Raw genomic sequence first — 19,027 nt, forward strand, 5'->3', positions numbered from 1 at the left:
TGGCTGGTTGGAGGACCGTACGGGTGAGTACGGCGGTGGCGGTTTGCGCAGATCAGCGGACCATACGGCTGACCATACGGACCGTACGCGCCAGGGACCGTACGGCTCCCGCCCCCTCTAGAGGGGCGGGAGCCAACGTCCGCGCCGGTATGAGCGGGGGGTGAGAGGAAGAACCTGAAGGATGGGCGGTCGAAACCCCGGCTCGCGAGCGGCCGTGGGTGGGCACGGCTCGCAGCCGAGACACCATGACGTAGCAATCGCTAGCCGATGCGGCCGACCACGCTAGATCTGGTCGTCACCGACCTACCGGTCGAGAGGTGAATGCGGGATCGGGCATCGAGGAAATCTAGCTCGTTAGTCCCTGCCGTCCTACGAAGCGTCTCGATGTCCCCCGTCCAGGCAATCGACCGCCGTGCCAGCACGGGGTGAGGCAATGTCGGCCCAGCGAGGGAGATTCCGCGCCAGGCGCCACCACCCTCAGAGATCTCGATCCGGTCAACCTCAACATCGACCCCGCCATTGTTACGGACACGAATCTCGAACTGTCTCGTCTCGGGCTTGTTGGAGAGATCGACCTGCACGCGGTAGCCGTCTCGTGAAAGCAGTTTGAGACTGACCCCAAGTCCACCCAGGCCAGTAATCGTGCCCAAGGTTGCAAGACCCCGGGCGTACCAATCGACGTCCGCCACTTGCGAATTCTCACACGGACCGGATGCGTCGCGCCGGTCGATGACCCCTCACGCGCGTGAGCGCGAGGCGCGCCACGAGACGCCTCATGTCTCCCCATTGGCGTCCGATTTGCCCCACCGTACGGTTCGTCGCGGGTAAGGGGACCCATGCCCGCGACGACCCCTGGGAGACGCGATGAACGACAAGCCGCTGCGCGTGCTGGGCTACGTGCGCAGGTCTACCGACAAGCAGGCAATGTCACCCGAGACGCAGGCTCGCCGGCTGCGCGAAGCCGCCACGGCGTACGGCTGGGACCTCACCATCCGGGAGGAGGACGCCGCGAGTGCGAGGACGTTGGCCGGTCGGCCTGTGCTCGCAGAGGCGCTGGTAGCACTCGATAATGGGCGGGCGGATGCCCTCGCGGCCGCAGCGCTAGACCGGCTGGCGCGAAGCACCCGCGACTTCGCCGATGTGCTGGACCGCAGTGAGCGGCAGGGGTGGTCGGTCGTCTGCCTGGACCTGGGGGTGGACACCAGCACGGACAGCGGTCGGCTCGTCGCCGACATCCGCGCAGCGGTGGCGCAGTGGGAGCGCCGGATTATTGCGAGTCGGACGCGTGAGGGCATGGCCACGATCCGGGCGACCGGAAAGCACATGGGTCGCCCGTCCCTCATCCCGCGCGACGTAGAGGAGCGCATTTATGGTCTGGCGCGGCCCGCCGAGGGAAAGGGGCAGTCCGCCACTGCCATCGCCGCGTTGCTCGAGGCGGAGGGTGTTGCGCGCCCGACGTCGCGGGCGAAGGCCTGGCACCACACTCATGTCCTCGCTGCTGTTCGGCGGGTAGAGCGGCGTCGGTTTGTCGCCGCGTCAGTCGGCTAATGGAACAGACTTCCTACACCGGACGCGCTTGCCGGATGCGAGGTCTACCCACGGCCTCATTGCTTTGAACGGGATGTTCCGTTCGCGATGCACGTTGCGGAGCGCGTCGCCCTCAATAAAGAACCTGGCTCTGCTGTGCGGCTCTAGTCGGAATGGGATTTTCTCGGAGATGCGCAGCGGGTTCATCTGGTGAACGTTGCCGCCATCAGGCATCGAGAAGCCCCACCCCATGATGGTCGTCGCAGAGCGCCCCTTGTTCACGGCGTCGACCTCAACGTAGTGCTCAGGCTCGCCCGTGACGGCGTCCGTGATCGCATTCGTCACTTGCACCTTGACCACTGGGCCGGTCCGCTTCCAACTCCACGCCTGCCAGGCCAGTGATACGAGGCTTAGGCCCAGCGCGATGAGGGCGATCACCGTAGTCATGGCTGGGAGCATGGCAGCCGGCACCGACAACTGGCCCCGCGCTGTTTCGTGGGCCGATTGGTAGAGGTCACCCGCGGTTTCGCGACGATACGGTGGGTGCGTGTCGGATCCAGCGCCCCGCATGCTCGATCTGGACGCCGTCGCCACAGACCTGGCAATCAGCCGTGCGCAGGTCTACGCCCTGGTCCGACGTGGTGACCTCCCCGCAGGAAAGATCGGCGGGCGAGGTCAGTGGCGCGTGCGGCGCGCAGACCTTGAGGAGTACATCGAGCGGACGTGGGCGGCGACGGCGTCGTGGATCGCTGATCACCCGTTGTCGGAGGGCGACGACGAAGTCGAGTAGCCCGGCCTAGTACTCATCCCCCAGCAGCGGACCGTTCGGCACGAAATCCCCTTGCCTCAGGTGAGCCATCACCTCGCGCAGCGCCTTGATGTAGTCCTCATTGGAGCCCTCGTCGCTGCGCTCGCGCAACCGCTCGGTCCAGCCCTCTATCCAGGCTGCGATCTCCAGATGGTTCACGTACACGGCAGGATGGTCGCGCAACGTCTGGGCGATGCGTACCTCGTTGTAGTCCGAGAGGTTGTCGGTCGTGAACTTAAAAATCTCGGGAGTCGGCATGCAGACGACCCTATGGCCCCCCCTAGGTCCGCCGAACTGTTGCGCGGGCCGGAGATCGGCGTCAGACGACGCTCCGGCCCTACTCCGCCCAGCCCGCCAAGGCAGCGTCGCCGGGATGATCCAGCTGACCAGCGGGCATCCACTCAAACGTCATACGCGCAAGTTTGGCGGTGTCCGTCCACGCACCCTTCGCGCCCCGCCTAATCACGATCCGATCGACAGCGTGTCCCAATAGTGTGCGGCGCTCCTCGTCCGACGTGGCCAGATCCCAGTCCTCTTGGAAGGTTCGTGGGTCGCCCCCGACCGGCACGTGGCGCACCTGCGGCGGCTCGTGACGCGCGTGCTCCTGGATCTCCTTCAATCTGGTCATCTCGTTGACGATCTGGGCGGCGCGTTCCGGGGTCGCGGCCACCATCTCGCGACCGAGGTCCGCGAGCCGGATCGACGCCTCCTGCATCGCGATAGAGCCGCCCTCGACGACCTCCTCAACAACGTTGAGGTGGAGCAGGTTCCCGCGCTCTGCCAGGACGTGGGCGACGATCAACTCCTCGGCGTTCGAGAGGGTCTGGAAGCACTTCTTGCAGGTATACGCGGGGCGAGGCCCGGTGCCCGAGCCGACCGTGCCGCGCCACATCCGCACCGGCTCGTCGTGGCGCGGGTCTCCGCACCACATGAGCCCGGACAGGACCCCCGAGTGCTTGCGGCGCATGGCGCGGGGCTGCCGCCGGGCCGTGGGCTCGGCCAACTTGGCCTGCATCGCTCGCCACTGGTTTACCGGCATGACCGCCAGTGAGTCATCGACTACCGGCAGGCCGTCGTCGTCCCGAACGACGTCCTCGCCTCGGCGGTTCTGGGTGTCGGTGTGGCCGGGGTTGTGCGGCACCATGCCTGCCAGCAACGGGTGCCGCAGGATGCGGTCCACGGAGTTGTAGGACCACGTGTCAAGGCCCTTCTTGGTCGGTGCGCCGACCTCGTCCAGCCACTGCATCGTGCTGTAGATGGACATGCCTGCGAGGGTCCGTCGGACCATCTCGCGGACGTAGCCGATCTGCTCGACATCGTGCACCAGCACGTACCCAGGCCCCGCGGGGTTGGGCGCGGCGCGGTAGCCGTACAACACCGCCCCGCCGACGTACCGACCCGACCGCAGCAGGTAGTCCCGGGCAGCCGCGACGCGGGCGCGGATCGTGGCGGCCTCCATCTGTCCGAACACCGCGAGCATGATCGCGAATGCCTCGCCCTGGGCGGTTGTCATATCGATGGGATCCTCGACGGCGACGATGCCCGCGTCGCGACCCTTCAGGGCCTCGTTCGCATTCAGGAAGTCGATGACCCGGCGGGCGAGACGGTCCACCTTCCATACGACAACCGCGTCGTAGGGCGCGCGAGACTCGAGCAGTGCGTGCCACCCCACTCGATCCTCGGGCTTGTTGCGGGTGGCAGAGACCCCCTCGTCCCGGAAGACCCCGACGACCTTCCAACCGCGTGCAGCGGCGTAGGCGGTCCCGGCCTCGACCTGCCGCTGGAGCGAGACAGACTCCTCCGTAGACAGTGAGATGCGGACGTACAGAACGCACGTGCGAATCTTCTTCGGGCTCATTAGTCCTCGTCCTCCAGCACGGTGACGTTCCAGTAGGACAGGGCAGCCTCGATCTCCGCGAGCGGGGCATCCCAGTCAGGGTTGGTCAAGATGTTGCCTGCCAGGTAGTGCTCGCTGCTGAGGTCGAGCGCCTCGCTGCGGGTCAGGATCACGTCTCGCATCTGCGGTCTCCGGTTCCTTGCCCGCCGGCCGCGGGGTCGGACTTCAAGCGTACGGGTGACATTACTGGTTCCACTAGCGGCGGCACCGGGTCGGGCAAGACGACGCTGCTCAACGCGCTCCTGTCCGCGGTGGACCCCGCCGACCGGATCGTGCTGGTCGAGGACGCAGCCGAGCTCCGGCCCTCGCACGCGCACGTGGTCTCGCTCGAGGCGAGGCCGGCCAACATCGAGGGCGCGGGGGAGGTGACCCTGCGCACCCTGGTGCGGCAGGCGCTGCGGATGCGGCCCGACCGGCTCGTCGTGGGCGAGGTCCGCGGGGCCGAGGTCGTCGACATGCTCGCGGCGATGAACACCGGCCACGAGGGCGGCTGCGCGACCCTGCACGCCAACTCCGCCACCGACGTCCCGAGCCGGGTCGAGGCGCTGGCGCTGGCCGCCGGCCTCAGCCGGGAGGCGACCCACAGCCAGCTCCGCTCGGCCGTCGACGTCGTGGTGCACCTCGGTCGTGGCCGTGACGGTCGTCGCCGGGTCCGTGAGGTGGGTGTCGTCGGCGAGGGCGAGCGGGGCGTCGAGGTGCAGGTGGGGGTGGGGTTCGCCGACGATGGCCGGCTGCTGCCCGGGCCGGGCCTGGACCGCCTCACCGCACTGGTCGAGCCGTGAGCGGCTGGCCCGCTCCCGCCGCCGCGACCTGGTCGGTCGCCGTGGGGCCGGCGGGCCTGCTGGCGGTCGGCCTCGCCGCCGTGGCGGCCGCGCTGGCGTTCCGTCCCCGGGTCGTCCTCGACGCCCCGCGTGAGGCCCCCGGGCCGGTGGCGTCGCGGCTGGTGGTGGCGGCCGTGGGGCTGCTCGCGGCGGCCGCCTGGAGCTGGCTCGGTCCCCGACAGCTCGTGCTCGTCGGCCTGGGCCTGGCCGTGGCCGGGGCGACGGTGCGGTCGGTCCGCCGTGGACGGCGGCGGGCGGATGCCGACCGCCGCCGGGGCGAGGTGCTCGAGGTCTGCGAGGCGATGGCGGCCGACCTGGCGGCGGGCCAGCCGCCGGTCCGGGCGCTCGAACGTGCGGCCGACGAGTGGCCCGAGCTCGCACCGGTCGCCGTGGCGGCCCGGGTGGACGCTGACGTGCCGGGTGCGCTGCGGGCGGTCGGGCTCCTCGCCGGTGCAGGCGAGCTGCGCGGGGTCGCCGCCGCCTGGCAGGTGGCGCACGAGACCGGCTCGGGGCTGGCCCCGGCCATCGCCCAGGCGGCGTCCGCGGCCCGGGGCCGGCGGCGTACGTCGCGCCTGGTCGCCGCCGAGCTGGCCGGCGCCCGGGCCACGGCGCGCACCCTCGCGGCGCTGCCCGCCCTCGTCGCCCTGATGGCGATCGGGATCGGGACCGACCCCGTCGGGTTCCTCACCGGCACGACCGGGGGGCTGGTGTGCCTGACCCTCGGCCTGGGGCTCAGCTGGCTCGGCCTGGCGTGGCTGGAGCGCATCGGCGACCGGGTGCTGCGGTGACACCGGCCGCCGCGGTCGTGGTGGCCCTCCTCGTGGGGGCCTGCGTCCTGCTCGCGGCCCCGCCCCGGGCACTCGCGCTGCCGGCTCCGACAGGCACGGGGGGCCGGGCTTCCCGCGCCTCCGGCAGCGGGGACGAGCGCGCCCTCCTCGCCCGGCTGCGGGCGCCGCTCGCGTGCCTCGTCGCGCTCGGCGCCTGGGCGCTGCTGGGCGGGGTGGTCGGGACGGTCGCGGCCCCGGTGGCGGGAGCGGTCGCCTGGCGGGTGTTGGGCCGGGCCGAGGACCCGGCGCTGGCGCGACGGCGCGAGCGGCTCGACGAGGAGCTGCCGACGGGTGTCGACCTGCTCGCCGCCTGCCTCGACGCGGGAGCGGCGCCCGAGGCCGCGCTGGTGACGGTGGGTCGGGCGCTGGGCGGCCCGGTCGAGGAGGAGCTGCTGGCCGTGCACGCGCGGCTCGAGCTCGGTGTCGACCCCGCGACGGTGTGGCACGACCTCGCCTCCCATCCCCAGCTGGGGCCGCTGGGCCGCACCGTCGCGCGGGCGCACGACAGCGGCGCGTCGGTCGCGACGGCCGTGCGCGGCCTGGCCGCGGAGCTGCGCGAGCGCGCGGAGGCCGAGGTCGAGGCCCGCGCCCGGAGCATCGAGGTGAGCGCCGCCGCACCCCTCGGCCTGTGCCTGCTGCCGGCCTTCGTGCTGCTCGGCATCGTGCCCCTCGTGGCCGGTGCGTTCGCCTCGATGTCGGTGTTCCGGTAGCCACCTCGTCCCCACAGGTGCCTGCCGCAGCCGCGTTGTCCACCGATCGCGTCGACCCCCTCGCCGACCGTCGGGCGCCGGAGCAGCCTCCTCGCTGTCAACCAAGCAGCCCGGGGTCCCAAGGCCCGGGCCGATCCAAGGAGAAACCCATGAAGAACGCATCCCTCGCCCCCGTCGGTGACCAGACCACCTCCGAGCTCCCGGTGGCGGCCGCGCGGCTCCGCGGCGAGGACGGCGCGACCACCGCCGAGTACGCCACGGTCACCGGGGCCGGCGTCGGCTTCGGTGCGCTGCTGTTCAAGTTCCTCACCAGCGACGCGGGTCAGGAGCTGCTGCAGACCATCTTCCGCGGCATCGGCAGCCTGCTGCCCTTCTAGGTCGCACCCAGACGGCCGGCGGGGTGGGTCGGGCTGCCCACCCCGCTGGTCTCCAGCACCCAGCAACCAGCCCCAGCCGGGCACCCAGCCCAGTAGAGGAGGAGCACCGCATGCACCACCACCGACCCGGCGCCACGGCCCGGCGCAGCGCGCCCGCCGCCGGCGACGAACGGGGCGCCGTCACCGCCGAGGCCGCGATGGCGCTGCCCGTCCTCGTGCTGTTCACCCTGGCCATGGCCTGGCTGGTCTCGCTCGGCGTGACCCAGGTCCGGGCGCTGGACGCCGCCCGCGAGGTCGCCCGTGCCGCGGCCCGGTCCGACTCCGCGGGCGAGGCGGCAGCGCTCGGCCGGCGCGTCGCCCCCGCCGGCAGCCGGGTCAGCGTCGAGGTCGGTGAGGACCTCGTCGTGGCCCGCGTCTCCGCCCCGGTCCGGGGTCCGGGTGGCCTGTTCGGCGCCCTCGGCTCCCACACCGTCGAGGCCGAGGCGGTCGCCGCGGCGGAGCCCGGGTCGTGAGGCGGCCTGCCTCCGGCCGTGACGAGCGCGGCCTCGCGGTGGTGGTCTCCACCGCCCTGCTCGGAGTGCTGGTCACGGTCACCCTCGCCGCCGTCGGGGTCACCTCGGTCGTGCTGGGCCACCGAGCCGCCCAGTCGGCCGCCGACCTCGCCTCCCTCGCCGCCGCCGGCGCCGTCCAGGACGGTGGCGACGCCTGCGGTGCGGCCCGCCGGGTGGCGGTGCGCAACCACGCGCGGGTGGTGCGGTGCCAGGTGGAGGGCTTCGTGGTGACGGTCGAGACCGAGGCCCGGACGGGCCGGTTGCCGGGCGGAGCGCTCGAGCTGCGGGCCCGGGCTCGGGCCGGCCCGGTGGGGCAGCTGCCCTAGCCCGCGCGGCCGGCCGGTCGGGGCTCGGGTGCCCGGGGCGGGTCGGCCGGGGCGCCGGCGAGCAGCACGTCGAGGAGGGCGACCGCGCCGGCCTTGTCGAGCGGGTTGTTCTGGTTGCCGCACTTGGGCGACTGCACGCAGGAGGGGCAGCCCTCGGCGCAGCCGCACGAGGCGATGGCCTCGCGGGTGGCCCGCAGCCAGCGGCCCGCGGCGGCGTACCCCCGCTCCGCGAAACCGGACCCACCCGGGTGTCCGTCGTGGACGAAGACGGTGAGCATGCCGGTGTCGGGGTGCAGCGCGGTGGAGACGCCGCCGATGTCCCAGCGGTCGCAGGTCGCGAACAGCGGGAGCAGGCCGATCGAGGCGTGCTCGGCCGCGTGTGCGGCGCCGGGCAGGTCGCGCTCGTCGACGCCGCACTCCGCGAGCACCGCGGGGGGCAGCGTCCACCAGACCGCGCTCGTCTGCAGGGTGCGCTCGGGCAGGTCGAGCGGCTCCTCGGCGATCACCTCGCCCGAGGGCACCCGGCGCTTGAGGAAGGAGACGACCTGGTGGGTCACCCGCACGTCGCCCAGCGTCAGCCGCGCCCGACCCCACGAGGTCGACTCGCGCTCGCCGAGCACCTCGATGTCGACGACCTCGCGGGCCGAGGTGGAGTGGTCGGGGTCGTCGCGGTGGAGCACGGCCACCGACTCCTCGAGGTCGAGCTCGGAGACCATCCAGGTCTCGCCCTGGTGGAGGTAGACCGCGCCCGGGTGGACCGTGCCGTGGGAGGCGGCGTGGTCGACGGTGCCGAGCACCCGTCCGGTGACGTCCTCGACGAGGCGCACGGCCGGCCCGCCCGTGGAGCGGATGTCGGCCAGGTCGCTGGCCCGGCTGCGGTCGGTCCAGAACCAGCCGTGGGGGCGTCGGCGCAGCAGGCCGCCCGCCGTCAGCGCGTCCACCGCCGTGCGGGCGCCGGGGCCGAAGAGCGGCAGGTCCTCGTGGCGCAGCGGCGACTCGGCCGCCGCCGCGCACAGGTGGGGTCCCAGGACGTAGGGGTTGTCGGGGTCGAAGACACATGCCTCGACGGGGGCGCCCAGCAGCGCCTCGGGGTGGTGAACGAGGTAGGTGTCGAGCGGGTCGTCGCGGGCCACCATCAGCCCGAGCGCGTCGGTGGCGGCCCGGCCGGCGCGGCCGACCTGCTGCCACAGCGCCGCCCGGGTGCCGGGGAAGCCGGCGAGGAGCACGGCGTCGAGCCCGCTCACGTCGATGCCGAGCTCGAGGGCGTTGGTGGCCGCGACCCCGGTCAGCCGGCCGTCGCGCAGCGCGTCCTCGAGGGCCCGGCGCTCCTCGGGCAGGTAGCCGCCGCGGTAGGCCGCGATCTGGTCGACCAACGCGGGGTCGACCTCGGCGAGCTGACGCCGGGCGGAGAGCGCCACCGTCTCCACCCCTCGGCGGGAGCGGACGAAGGCCAGCGTGCGGACCCGGTCGACCACGAGGTCGGTCAGCAGGCCGGCGACCTCGCTGGCCGCCGAGCGCCGCACGGGCGCGCCGTTCTCGCCGACGCCGGGGACGAAGGGCGGCTCCCACAGCGCGATCGCGGTGCGTCCCCGCGGTGACCCGTCGTCGGTGACGGCCGTGACGTCGAGGCCGGTCAGCCGTCGGGCCGATACCTCGGGCTCGGCGACGGTGGCCGAGGCCAGCACGAACGTGGGGTGGGCGCCGTGCAGCGCAGCGACCCGTCGCAGTCGTCGCAGGACCTGCGCGACGTGGGCCCCGAAGACACCGCGGTAGTGGTGGCACTCGTCGACCACGACGTAGCGCAGCGCGCCCCAGAACCGCGACCACCGCTCGTGGCCGGGCAGCATCGAGCGGTGCAGCATGTCGGGGTTGGTCAGGACGTACTCCCCGTGGTCACGGGTCCACTCGCGCAGCTCGGGCGTGGAGTCGCCGTCGTGGGTCGAGGCGCGCAGGTCCGGCAGGCCGAGGCGGCGCACGGCGGCCAGCTGGTCCTGGGCCAGCGCCTTGGTGGGGGAGAGGTAGAGCACCGCGGCGCCGCGCTGGCCCTTGGGGCCGCGCTGCGACTCGACGGCGTGGAGCGCGGGCAGCAGGTAGCCCAGCGACTTGCCCGACGCGGTGCCGGTGGAGAGGACCACGTGGGTGCCGCCGTGGGCCAGGTCGGCGGCCCGGCGCTGGTGGGTCCAGGGCAGTGTCACGCCGCGCCGGACGACGGCGTCGCGCACGTCGGGGTGGAGCCACTCCGGCCAGGGCGCGTGCCGCGCCTCGCGGGCCTCGAGCACCTCGAGGTGGGTCAGGCCGTCCTCGCGTCCGGGCGCGCCACTGAGCCGCCCCACGAGTGCTTCGACGTCCAGGACCTGCACCTGCACAGTCTGTCAGCGGGGTCGGACAGTTGCCCGGCGGTGGCACCGCGCCGCGTGGTTCAATGACTGCCGTCGACCGGTACGCAAGGAGCGAGGACCGCCAGGAACTCGTTCGGAGGTGAGATTCGTGGATCTTTCGCTGCAGACACGCGAGGTGGCTGACCGCACCATCGTCGCCGTCGGTGGTGAGATCGACGTCTACACCGCCCCCAAGCTGCGGGACAAGATCACCGAGCTGGTCGGCGAGGGCCACCACCACCTCGTGATCGACATGGAGGGCGTCGACTTCCTCGACTCCACCGGTCTCGGCGTCCTGGTCGGCGGCCTGAAGAAGGTCCGCGCCCACGACGGCTCGATGGCGCTGATCTGCTCCCAGGACCGGCTGCTCAAGATCTTCCGGATCACCGGCCTGGCCAAGGTCTTCACCATCCACGACTCCGAGGAGCAGGCGCTCAGCGCCTGACCCGGACCGCTCACGCGGCGCCCCTCACCAGCCCCGGACACCCTGTGCTCCGGGGCTGTTGCACGCCCGCCACGCCGACACACCTGGGGGTGTGTCACAGGTCACAGCACTGTGACCCATGACACGTAGACTCCGGCGCGGTCACCTTCTTCCATCCCCCGAGGAGCGACATGGACGGGCAGAACACCGTCGTCGAACTCTCCGGTGGCAACCTCGTGCTGGTCGTCCTGGTCCTCCTGATCGCGCTCGGCGCGCTCGGCATGGCCGTGGTCTTCCGCAAGGAGGTTCTCGCCGCCGGTGAGGGCACCGACAACATGAAGAACATCGCGCACGCCGTGCAGGAGGGCGCCAACGCCTACCTGCAGCGCCAGTTCAGGACCCTGGGCATCTTCGCCGCCGTGGCGTTCGTGTTCCTGCTGGCCCTGCCGGCCGACGACATCGGGGTCCGCATCGGGCGCTCGGTGTTCTTCCTGGTCGGTGCCGGCTTCTCGGCGGCGATCGGCTACCTCGGCATGTCGCTGGCGGTGCAGGCCAACCTGCGTGTGGCCGCCGCGGCCAACACCGTGGGACGCGACCCGGCGATGCGGATCGGCTTCCGCACCGGCGCGTTCGTCGGCATGGCGACCGTGGGCCTCGGCCTGCTCGGTGCCGCCACCGTCGTGCTGGTCTTCCGCGACTCCGCGCCCGAGGTCCTCGAGGGCTTCGGCTTCGGCGCGGCCCTGCTGGCCATGTTCATGCGGGTCGGCGGCGGCATCTTCACCAAGGCCGCCGACGTGGGCGCCGACCTCGTCGGCAAGGTCGAGAACAACATCCCCGAGGACGACCCGCGCAACGCCGCCACCATCGCCGACAACGTCGGCGACAACGTGGGTGACTGCGCCGGCATGGCCGCCGACCTCTTCGAGTCGTACGCCGTGACGCTGGTCGCCGCCCTGATCCTGGGCTCGCAGGCGTTCGGTGACGACGGCCTGGTCTTCCCGCTGGTGATCCCGGCCATCGGGGCGCTCACCGCCGTCCTCGGCGTCTACATCACCAGGCCGCGGGCCGGCGAGAACGGCCTGACGACCATCAACCGCGCCTTCTACATCTCGGCCTCCGTCGGAGCCGTCGCCTCGGTGCTGGCGGCGTTCGTCTACCTGCCGGGCAGCTTCTCGGAGTTCGCCAACGTGGGCGGCGCCGACATGGCGACCGCGTCCGGCGACCCCCGGGTGATCGCCTCGCTGGCCGTGGTCATCGGCATCGTGATGGCCGCGGGCATCCTGGCGCTGACCGGCTACTACACGGGCACGGAGTACGGCCCCGTCAAGGGCGTCGGCGAGTCCTCCCTCACCGGAGCCGCGACCGTCATCCTCTCCGGCCTCTCGGTCGGCTTCGAGTCGGCCGTCTACACCACGCTGGTCATCGGCGCGGCGGTCTTCGGGGCGTTCCTGCTCGGCGGCGCGACCGTCACGGTCTCGCTGTTCGCGGTCGCCCTGGCCGGCTGCGGCCTGCTGACCACCGTCGGCGTCATCGTCGCGATGGACACCTTCGGCCCGGTCTCCGACAACGCGCAGGGCATCGCGGAGATGTCGGGCGACGTCAGCCCGGAGGGGGCGCAGATCCTCACCGAGCTGGACGCGGTCGGCAACACCACCAAGGCGATCACCAAGGGCATCGCGATCGCCACCGCCGTGCTGGCGGCGACCGCGCTGTTCGGGTCCTACTCCACCTCGGTGATCGAGGCCCTGGCCGAGGCGTCGCCGACGCGCGACGAGCTGTCCAGGCTGACCTTCGACGTCTTCAACCCGGGCGTCCTGGTCGGCGTGCTGCTGGGTGCGGCCGTGGTGTTCATGTTCTCCGGCCTGGCCATCAACGCGGTCGCCCGCGCGGCCGGCGCGGTGGTCTACGAGGTGCGTCGCCAGTTCCGCGACATCCCCGGGATCATGGAGGGCACCGGCCGTCCGGAGTACGGCAAGGTCGTCGACATCGTCACCCGCGACTCGCTCCGCGAGCTGGTGGCGCCCGGCGTCCTGGCGGTGCTGTCGCCGATCGCCGTCGGCTTCGGTCTCGGCGTCGGCGCCCTGGCGGGCTTCCTGGCCGGTGCCATCGGCACCGGCACCCTGATGGCGGTGTTCCTGGCCAACTCCGGTGGTGCCTGGGACAACGCCAAGAAGCTGGTCGAGGACGGCCACCACGGCGGCAAGGGATCGGCCTCGCACGAGGCCACGATCATCGGTGACACCGTCGGTGACCCCTTCAAGGACACCGCCGGTCCGGCGATCAACCCGCTCATCAAGGTGATGAACCTCGTCTCGCTGCTCATCGCGGGCGCGGTCGTGTCGCTGAGCGTGGGCGAGGACCAGAACGACGTGCTGAGGATCGCCATCGCGCTCGTCTCGCTGGCCCTCATCGTGTTCGCGGTCGTCGTGTCCAAGCGGCGTGGCAACGTCATGACCGACGACGCCCCGGCCCAGGCGCACACCACCACCTGAGCCGACGCACCACCGGCCCGGCCGGTCGTCCCCCGCGGGCGACCGGCCGTGCTGCGTCCGGGGCCGGATAGCGTGCGGGGGTGGCGGACACGGCGGGGCAGTCAGGGCGTACGACGGCGCAGTGGACCGGGCGGCTGCGCACCGCGCTGCAGGCGGCGGGCTTCACCTACGACGGCGTCGCCGAGGCCCTCGGGCCGGTGGCCCACGCGGCCCTGTCGCGCAACGAGACGGTGCCCGGGCTGCGGGCGACGCGGGGCGGCAGCCCGGTCGAGACGCTGACGCGGCTGTGGCTGCTGCAGGCGCCCGTGGCGGTGGCCGCGGTCGAGGCGGCGCTGCCCGGCCTGCTCGACCCGCTGTGCGCGGCCGGGCTGCTCGAGCGGTCCGTGGCCGAGGTGCGGGCGCGGGTCGACGTGCGGCCCTACGCCACCGAGGACCTCGACCTGTGGATCGCCAGCGACCTCACCCCCGGCCTCGACGGCCGGCCCTCGCACGTCTCCGGCGACCACGTGCTCGGCATCTCCTCGGCCGCGACCTCGCTGGCCCAGCTCACCGTGCGCGAGCCGGTCGGCCGCGCGCTGGACCTCGGCACCGGGTGCGGCGTCCAGGCGCTCCACCTCGCTCCGCACGCGGCCCACGTCGTGGCGACCGACGTCAACGAGCGCGCGCTCTGGCTGACCCGGGTCAACGCCGAGCTCAACGCGGTCGGCTCGGTCGAGACCCGCTCGGGGTCGTTCTTCGAGCCCGTCGCCGGCGAGCTGTTCGACCTCGTCGTGACCAACCCGCCGTTCGTGATCTCGCCCGCGACGGGGGAGCGGCTGGTCTACCGCGACTCCGGGCTGCCCGGCGACCAGGTCGTCGAGCACATCGTGCGCGGCCTGCCCGGCCTGCTCACCGAGGGCGGCACCGGCCAGGTCCTGGCCAACTGGATGATCCTCGGCGATCGCCCCTGGGACGAGCGGCTGGCGTCCTGGCTGCCCGACGGCACCGGCGCCGACGCGTGCGACGCCTGGGTGCTGCAGCGCGAGGTGGTCGACCTGCCGTCCTACGTCGAGCTCTGGCTCAAGGACGCCGGCCTGCACCCCTCGACGGGGCGGACCGACGCGGCGGCGTACGTCGAGCGCTACGACACCTGGCTCTCGTGGTTCGCCGACCAGGGCGCGGTGGGCGTCGGGTTCGGCTGGATCAACCTCCGCGCGGGTGGCGCCGGGGAGCACCACCTCGAGGAGTGGCCCTACGACGTCGAGCAGCCGATCGGCCCCGAGGTGACCGACCGCTTCGCCCGGCTCGCGGCGCTGCGCTCGCTCGACGACGCGGCCCTGCTCGCCGCTCGTCCGGTGACCCGCGTCGACGTGCGCCAGGAGACCTACGGCGCGCCCGGCGCCGAGGACCCCGAAGAGATCGTCGTGCGCCAGCAGCGGCTGCTGCGCCGCGCCCGGCAGGTCGACACCGTCGAGGCCGCGCTGGTCGGGGCCTGCGACGGCGAGCTCAGCGTCGGCCAGGTCCTCGGCGCGCTCGCCCAGCTCCTCGAGCGCGACGAGTCCGAGCTGCGGTCGGCGTACCTCCCGGTCGTGCGCGAGCTGGTCACCGACGGTCACCTCACGCTGTAGGTCGGGCGGGAGCGCCGGTCCGATCGGGGGCAGAGGTCATACGTCCTGGTCGTGGGGGCGGCCGTCTCGTATGACGTCCCACGCTCGTCGTGCGACCTCCCCACGGAGCTGACGCCGTCAGGGGTGCTCGCGTGGCGGCTGGGGGGTGCCGCCGACCAGGTCGGCCCAGAGCGCGATGAGGGCGGCGGCCGTGAGGGCCACGACGAGCGGGGCGTACGACGCGACGACGGGGGACGGGGAGACGGTGCTGAACGACCACCCGAGGAGCGCGCCGCCCGACAGGGAGGTGACCGCCCCGCCGACGGAGTGGGCGCCGCCGAGCCCCCGGAGGGCGAAGCCCTGGCAGTAGACGAGCAGCGGCACGCCCAGGCCGACCACGGCGACCTGCTCGACGAAGCAGCCGAACAGGTCGTCCGGCGAGGTGCTGCACCTCGGCCCCTCGGCGAACAGCTCCCACGCGAGCGTCAGCGCGAGCACGCCGAGCAGCGTCACCACCGCGGCCCGGGCCGGCCGGTTGCGTCTCAGTCGGTGCACGGGTGCGTTCCTAGCCCACCGCTGCCCCGTGGGTGCGGGCGACACCCGGGAGGGGGCGAAAACGGCTCGCTCCGAACAGGGCCCGGTCCGTAGCGTGGGCGGGTGCGTCACCTCCCCCTCGCCGACCCCGGCACCGCCGACCACCGGTCGCCGGGTCGGTTCCTGTGGTGGATGGCGCGGGGGCAGTGGCGCACGCTCGTCGTGGCGATGCTGTTCGGCATCGTGTGGATGGGCACGCAGGCGGTGATGCCCGCGGTGATCGGGCGCGCGATCGACGCCGGGGTGGCCGCGCGCGACCTCCGGACCCTGGCGGCGTACGGCGGCCTGATGCTCGTCCTCGGCCTGGTCCAGGCGGGCAGCGGCATCGTGCGCCACCGGTACGCCGTGACCAACTGGCTCACCGCGGCCTACCGCACCGTGCAGCTCGTGGGTCGCCAGACCACCCGGCTGGGCGGCTCGCTGCCGCGGCAGACCTCCACCGGCGAGGTCGCCGCCATGGGCACCAGCGACCTCGAGCACCTGGGTCACGTGATGGACGTGCTGGCGCGGTTCGCCGGGGCGATCGTCTCGTTCGTGCTGGTCGCGGTGATCCTGCTGCAGACCTCGGTCACGCTCGGTCTGGTCGTGCTCGTCGGGGTGCCGGTGCTCGTCCTGCTCGTCGGACCCCTGCTCGCCCCGTTGCAGCGCCGCAGCACCGCCCAGCGCGAGCTCACCGGCTCCCTGTCCAACACCGCCAGCGACATCGTCGCGGGACTGCGGGTGCTGCGCGGGGTGGGCGGCGAGCAGGTCTTCGCCCGCCGCTACGCCGCAGAGTCGCAGCGCACCCGTCGGGCGGGCGTCGAGGTGGCGCGACTGCAGTCGGTGCTCGACGCGCTGCAGGTGTTCCTGCCCGGCGTCTTCGTGGTCGTCGTGGTGTGGCTCGGGGCGCGGTACGCCGTCGCGGGCGAGCTCACCGCCGGCGAGCTGGTCGCGTTCTACGGGTACGCCGCGTTCCTGGTGCTGCCGCTGCGGACCGCGACCGAGTTCGTCAACCGGCTGATCCGCGCCCGCGTCTCCGCGCAGTGCGTGATCGCCTTCCTGGCGCTGGACCCCGAGCACACCGACCCCACGGGCACCCGGCCGGAGCCGCCCGTCGGGTCCGACCTCGCCGACGCGGTGAGCGGGCTGCACGTGCACGGCGGCAGCATCGTCGCGCTGGTCGGGGAGCGGCCCGACGAGACGGCCGCGCTCGCGGAGCGGCTCGGCCTGACCACGCCGGCGCGCGACGCGGCGGTGACGCTGGGCGGCGTACCCCTGACGGCGCTGCCCCTGGAGGTCGTACGCCGGCGCGTGGTGGTCTCCGACACGGGCGCGGCCCTGTTCTCCGGCCGGCTGCGCGACGTGCTCGACGTGACCGGGACCGGTGACGTCGAGGCGGCCCTGGCGACCGCGTCGGCGCAGGACGTCGTCGAGGCGCTGCCCGACGGGCTCGACCACGTCGTCACCGAGCGCGGCCGCAGCTTCTCGGGCGGCCAGCGCCAGCGGCTGGTGCTCGCGCGCGTGCTGGCGCTCGACCCCGAGGTGCTGGTGCTCGTCGAGCCCACGTCGGCCGTCGACGCCCACACCGAGGCGGCGATCGCCCGGCGGCTGCGCGAGCACCGCCGCGGCCGGACCACCGTGGTGACCACCTCGAGCCCGCTGCTGCTCGACGCGGTCGACGAGGTGGCCTACGTCCGCGACGGCCGCGTGGTGGCGACCGGCCGGCACCGCGACCTGCTCGCCTCGGTGACCGACTACCGCCTGACCGTGACCCGTGAGGACCTCGAGGAGGTGGCCCCGCGATGACCACGTTGCCGGTCGCCCAGGGACCGCAGGTACGGCGCTACGCGCTCGACCTGGCCCGTCGCCACCCGCGGATGCTCGGTGCCGCCCTGTTCCTGCACCTCTGCGCGGCGCTGGCCGGCCTCGCCGCGCCGCGGCTGCTCGGCGACCTCGTCGAGGGCGTCGAGACCGGCACCACGCTGGCCGCCGTCGACCGGGTGGGGCTGCTGCTCGCCGGGTTCCTGGTGCTGCAGACGGTGCTGACGCGGTTCGCGCGCTACCTCAGCCAGGTGCTGGGCGAGCAGGTGCTCGCCGAGCTGCGCGAGGACTTCGTCGGCCACGTGCTGCGGCTGCCGCTGGGCACCGTGGAGGACGCCGGGTCGGGCGACCTGCTCACGCGCACCGGCCGCGACACCGACCAGCTCGCCTGGTCGGTGCGGTGGGCGCTGCCCGAGTGGACGATCGCGGTGATCACCGCCGTCGTCACCTTCGCCGCCGCGCTCAGCGTGGGCTGGTGGGTGCTGCTGCCGTGCCTGCTCGGCGTGCCCCCGCTCGTGGCCGGGCTGCGGTGGTACCTCGCCCGTGCCAAGGACGGCTACCTGCGCGAGAGCGCGTCGTACTCCGCCATCAACGCGACCCTGACCGAGACCGTCGAGGGCGTCCGCACGGTCGAGGCGCTGGGACTGGGGCAGGAACGGGTCGGTGCCGTCGACGAGGCCATCGCCACGTCGTACGCCGCGGAGAAGTACACCCTGCACCTGCGCACCGTGTTCTTCCCGAGCATGGAGCTGTCCTACCTGCTGCCCACGGTGGGCACCCTGCTGGTCGGCGGCTACCTCCACTCCCAGGGGCAGGTGTCGCTCGGCGACGTCACCACCGCGACGCTCTACGTGCAGATGCTCATCGACCCGGTCGACCGGATCGTCTCGATCCTCGACGAGCTGCAGCTCGGCGCCGCGGCGCTGGCGAGGCTGCTCGGCGTGGCCCAGGTGCCCGACGACCGCGAGGCGACCGGGGTGGTCGCCGACGGCGAGGACCTGCGGGCCAGCGGGGTGCGGTTCTCCTACGTCGAGGGGCGCGAGGTGCTCCACGGCGTCGACCTCGTCGTCGCGCCGGGGGATAGGGTCGCGATGGTCGGGCCCTCCGGCGCGGGCAAGTCGACCCTGGGGCGGCTGCTGGCGGGCATCCACCCGCCCGGCGCGGGCAGCGTCCGCGTGGGCGGGGCGCCGCTGGTCGAGCTGCCGCTGGAGGAGCTGCGCGGCCACGTCGCGCTGGTCACCCAGGAGCACCACGTCTTCGCCGGGACGCTGCGGGAGAACCTCGCGCTCGCGCTGCGCGAGGAGGCCGAGGACGCCCGGATCCACGACGCGCTCGCCGCGGTCGACGCCGCGGAGTGGGTCGCGCTCCTGCCCGGGGGCCTCGACACCGTGGTCGGCTCGGGCGGGCTGGCGCTGAGCGCGTCGCAGGCCCAGCAGGTCGCGCTGGCACGGCTGGTGCTGGTCGACCCGCACACGCTGGTGCTCGACGAGGCGACCTCGCTGATCGACCCGCGCGCGGCGCGTCACCTCGAGCGGTCGCTGGCGGCGGTCCTCGAGGGTCGCACCGTGGTCGCCATCGCCCACCGGCTGTTCTCGGCCCACGACGCCGACCGGGTCGCCGTCGTCGAGGACGGCCGCATCGCCGAGCTCGGCAGCCACGACGAGCTGGTCGCGGCGGACGGCTCGTACGCCGCGCTCTGGCGCAGCTGGCACGGCGAGGACGCCCCGGAAGTGGACCACCGGTAGACCAGTCGCCGGGCCTCCCGGGACCCCGGCCCCCGTAGGGGGCCCGCCGGGAGGACCGGCGTGCGGGCGACCGGGCGGGTTTGCCGAGGCGTTGCGGCGAGGCGTTACGGTGACGCCGCACCCCCCGTGCACCCTCCGTGCACCCCAACGCACCACCAGCGAAG

20 protein-coding genes are annotated in these 19,027 nt (G+C 73.2%); 13 read left to right on the forward strand and 7 right to left on the reverse strand.

What is annotated here, in order from left to right:
- Positions 1-260: 260 nt before the first annotated feature.
- Positions 261-689, reverse strand: a complete 429-nt coding sequence (locus tag EDD33_RS19615; protein ID WP_148076901.1) for a hypothetical protein — start codon at positions 687-689, stop codon at positions 261-263.
- Positions 690-864: 175 nt separating this feature from the next.
- Between EDD33_RS19615 and EDD33_RS00760 the strand changes: the two genes are divergently transcribed.
- Positions 865-1,548: a recombinase family protein gene (locus EDD33_RS00760; RefSeq protein ID WP_123388712.1), complete on the forward strand. Its 684-nt coding sequence runs from the start codon at positions 865-867 to the stop codon at positions 1,546-1,548.
- On the opposite strand, the gene EDD33_RS00765 is transcribed toward EDD33_RS00760, so the two are convergent.
- The gene (locus EDD33_RS00765; RefSeq protein ID WP_148076902.1) at positions 1,537-1,974 is read right to left on the reverse strand and encodes a hypothetical protein; all 438 of its coding nucleotides are present in this window, start codon (positions 1,972-1,974) and stop codon (positions 1,537-1,539) included. The genes EDD33_RS00760 and EDD33_RS00765 overlap by 12 nt on opposite strands.
- 121 nt (positions 1,975-2,095) lie before the next feature.
- Here EDD33_RS00765 and EDD33_RS00770 point away from each other — a divergent pair, with 121 nt between their 5' ends.
- A complete protein-coding gene (locus EDD33_RS00770; RefSeq protein WP_123388714.1) occupies positions 2,096-2,317 on the forward strand; it encodes a helix-turn-helix domain-containing protein in 222 nt (73 codons plus the stop codon).
- 6 nt (positions 2,318-2,323) lie between these two features.
- Here the strand turns inward: EDD33_RS00770 and EDD33_RS00775 are convergent, their stop codons facing one another.
- The 3 genes from EDD33_RS00775 to EDD33_RS20430 all read right to left on the reverse strand — a co-directional run bounded on the left by EDD33_RS00775 (position 2,324) and on the right by EDD33_RS20430 (position 4,354).
- Complete coding sequence (locus tag EDD33_RS00775) at positions 2,324-2,593, reverse strand: hypothetical protein (RefSeq protein ID WP_123388715.1); 270 nt, start codon at positions 2,591-2,593, stop codon at positions 2,324-2,326.
- Positions 2,594-2,672: 79 nt separating this feature from the next.
- Positions 2,673-4,193, reverse strand: a complete 1,521-nt coding sequence (locus EDD33_RS00780; RefSeq protein ID WP_123388716.1) for a recombinase family protein — start codon at positions 4,191-4,193, stop codon at positions 2,673-2,675.
- A complete protein-coding gene (locus EDD33_RS20430; protein WP_246003704.1) occupies positions 4,193-4,354 on the reverse strand; it encodes a hypothetical protein in 162 nt (53 codons plus the stop codon). The genes EDD33_RS00780 and EDD33_RS20430 overlap by 1 nt, the downstream gene beginning before the upstream one ends.
- A gap of 129 nt (positions 4,355-4,483) precedes the next feature.
- On the opposite strand from EDD33_RS20430, the gene EDD33_RS00785 reads away from it, so the two are divergent.
- From EDD33_RS00785 to EDD33_RS00810, 6 genes are all read left to right on the forward strand, one after another.
- Positions 4,484-5,014, forward strand: coding sequence for an ATPase, T2SS/T4P/T4SS family (locus EDD33_RS00785; RefSeq protein ID WP_425463828.1), 531 nt, complete (start codon positions 4,484-4,486; stop codon positions 5,012-5,014).
- Positions 5,011-5,841, forward strand: coding sequence for a type II secretion system F family protein (locus tag EDD33_RS00790; RefSeq protein WP_123388717.1), 831 nt, complete (start codon positions 5,011-5,013; stop codon positions 5,839-5,841). The genes EDD33_RS00785 and EDD33_RS00790 overlap by 4 nt, the downstream gene beginning before the upstream one ends.
- Entirely contained in the window at positions 5,838-6,590 is a 753-nt protein-coding gene (locus EDD33_RS00795; protein ID WP_123388718.1) for a type II secretion system F family protein, read from the forward strand. Before EDD33_RS00790 ends, EDD33_RS00795 begins: the two co-directional genes overlap by 4 nt.
- A 149-nt stretch (positions 6,591-6,739) precedes the next feature.
- Positions 6,740-6,967, forward strand: a complete 228-nt coding sequence (locus EDD33_RS00800; protein WP_123388719.1) for a DUF4244 domain-containing protein — start codon at positions 6,740-6,742, stop codon at positions 6,965-6,967.
- 110 nt (positions 6,968-7,077) lie between these two features.
- Positions 7,078-7,479 (forward strand): TadE family type IV pilus minor pilin, encoded by a 402-nt coding sequence (locus EDD33_RS00805; protein WP_123388720.1) that lies wholly within the window; start codon positions 7,078-7,080, stop codon positions 7,477-7,479.
- Complete coding sequence (locus EDD33_RS00810; RefSeq protein ID WP_123388721.1) at positions 7,476-7,844, forward strand: Rv3654c family TadE-like protein; 369 nt, start codon at positions 7,476-7,478, stop codon at positions 7,842-7,844. Before EDD33_RS00805 ends, EDD33_RS00810 begins: the two co-directional genes overlap by 4 nt.
- Here the strand turns inward: EDD33_RS00810 and EDD33_RS00815 are convergent.
- Positions 7,841-10,204 (reverse strand): DEAD/DEAH box helicase, encoded by a 2,364-nt coding sequence (locus EDD33_RS00815; RefSeq protein WP_246003289.1) that lies wholly within the window; start codon positions 10,202-10,204, stop codon positions 7,841-7,843. The two genes, EDD33_RS00810 and EDD33_RS00815, sit on opposite strands and share 4 nt — an antisense overlap.
- Positions 10,205-10,331: 127 nt before the next feature.
- On the opposite strand from EDD33_RS00815, the gene EDD33_RS00820 reads away from it, so the two are divergent.
- From EDD33_RS00820 to EDD33_RS00830, 3 genes are all read left to right on the forward strand, one after another.
- Positions 10,332-10,667 (forward strand): STAS domain-containing protein, encoded by a 336-nt coding sequence (locus EDD33_RS00820; RefSeq protein ID WP_056542486.1) that lies wholly within the window; start codon positions 10,332-10,334, stop codon positions 10,665-10,667.
- A 170-nt stretch (positions 10,668-10,837) separates the two neighbouring features.
- Complete coding sequence (locus EDD33_RS00825) at positions 10,838-13,138, forward strand: sodium-translocating pyrophosphatase (RefSeq protein WP_123388722.1); 2,301 nt, start codon at positions 10,838-10,840, stop codon at positions 13,136-13,138.
- Positions 13,139-13,218: 80 nt separating this feature from the next.
- The gene (locus EDD33_RS00830; RefSeq protein WP_123388723.1) at positions 13,219-14,745 is read left to right on the forward strand and encodes a DUF7059 domain-containing protein; all 1,527 of its coding nucleotides are present in this window, start codon (positions 13,219-13,221) and stop codon (positions 14,743-14,745) included.
- 117 nt (positions 14,746-14,862) lie between these two features.
- Here the strand turns inward: EDD33_RS00830 and EDD33_RS00835 are convergent, their stop codons facing one another.
- Positions 14,863-15,279 carry a hypothetical protein gene (locus EDD33_RS00835; protein ID WP_123388724.1) on the reverse strand — a complete coding sequence of 139 codons (417 nt, stop codon included), beginning with the start codon at positions 15,277-15,279 and terminating at the stop codon, positions 14,863-14,865.
- A 102-nt stretch (positions 15,280-15,381) separates the two neighbouring features.
- On the opposite strand from EDD33_RS00835, the gene EDD33_RS00840 reads away from it, so the two are divergent.
- Both EDD33_RS00840 and EDD33_RS00845 read left to right on the forward strand, forming a co-directional pair.
- On the forward strand, positions 15,382-17,103 hold the full coding sequence (locus EDD33_RS00840) for an ABC transporter transmembrane domain-containing protein (RefSeq protein ID WP_211332367.1): 1,722 nt from the start codon (positions 15,382-15,384) through the stop codon (positions 17,101-17,103).
- Positions 17,100-18,863 carry an ABC transporter ATP-binding protein gene (locus tag EDD33_RS00845; RefSeq protein WP_123388725.1) on the forward strand — a complete coding sequence of 588 codons (1,764 nt, stop codon included), beginning with the start codon at positions 17,100-17,102 and terminating at the stop codon, positions 18,861-18,863. Before EDD33_RS00840 ends, EDD33_RS00845 begins: the two co-directional genes overlap by 4 nt.
- Positions 18,864-19,027 lie beyond the last annotated feature (164 nt).

This window comes from Nocardioides aurantiacus, from assembly GCF_003752505.1.
In the GTDB taxonomy this organism is placed as follows: Bacteria; Actinomycetota; Actinomycetes; order Propionibacteriales; family Nocardioidaceae; genus Marmoricola; species Marmoricola aurantiacus.

Bases quoted from the DNA above. Each gene is read 5' to 3' on its own strand.
- EDD33_RS00765 (WP_148076902.1), bottom strand. From the start codon at position 1,974: ATGACTACGGTGATCGCCCTCATCGCGCTGGGCCTAAGCCTCGTATCA.
- EDD33_RS00780 (WP_123388716.1), bottom strand. From the start codon at position 4,193: ATGAGCCCGAAGAAGATTCGCACGTGCGTTCTGTACGTCCGCATCTCA.
- EDD33_RS00760 (WP_123388712.1), top strand. From the start codon at position 865: ATGAACGACAAGCCGCTGCGCGTGCTGGGCTACGTGCGCAGGTCTACC.
- EDD33_RS00800 (WP_123388719.1), top strand. From the start codon at position 6,740: ATGAAGAACGCATCCCTCGCCCCCGTCGGTGACCAGACCACCTCCGAG.
- EDD33_RS00805 (WP_123388720.1), top strand. From the start codon at position 7,078: ATGCACCACCACCGACCCGGCGCCACGGCCCGGCGCAGCGCGCCCGCC.
- EDD33_RS00825 (WP_123388722.1), top strand. From the start codon at position 10,838: ATGGACGGGCAGAACACCGTCGTCGAACTCTCCGGTGGCAACCTCGTG.
- EDD33_RS00770 (WP_123388714.1), top strand. From the start codon at position 2,096: ATGCTCGATCTGGACGCCGTCGCCACAGACCTGGCAATCAGCCGTGCG.
- EDD33_RS00775 (WP_123388715.1), bottom strand. From the start codon at position 2,593: ATGCCGACTCCCGAGATTTTTAAGTTCACGACCGACAACCTCTCGGAC.
- EDD33_RS20430 (WP_246003704.1), bottom strand. From the start codon at position 4,354: ATGCGAGACGTGATCCTGACCCGCAGCGAGGCGCTCGACCTCAGCAGC.
- EDD33_RS00845 (WP_123388725.1), top strand. From the start codon at position 17,100: ATGACCACGTTGCCGGTCGCCCAGGGACCGCAGGTACGGCGCTACGCG.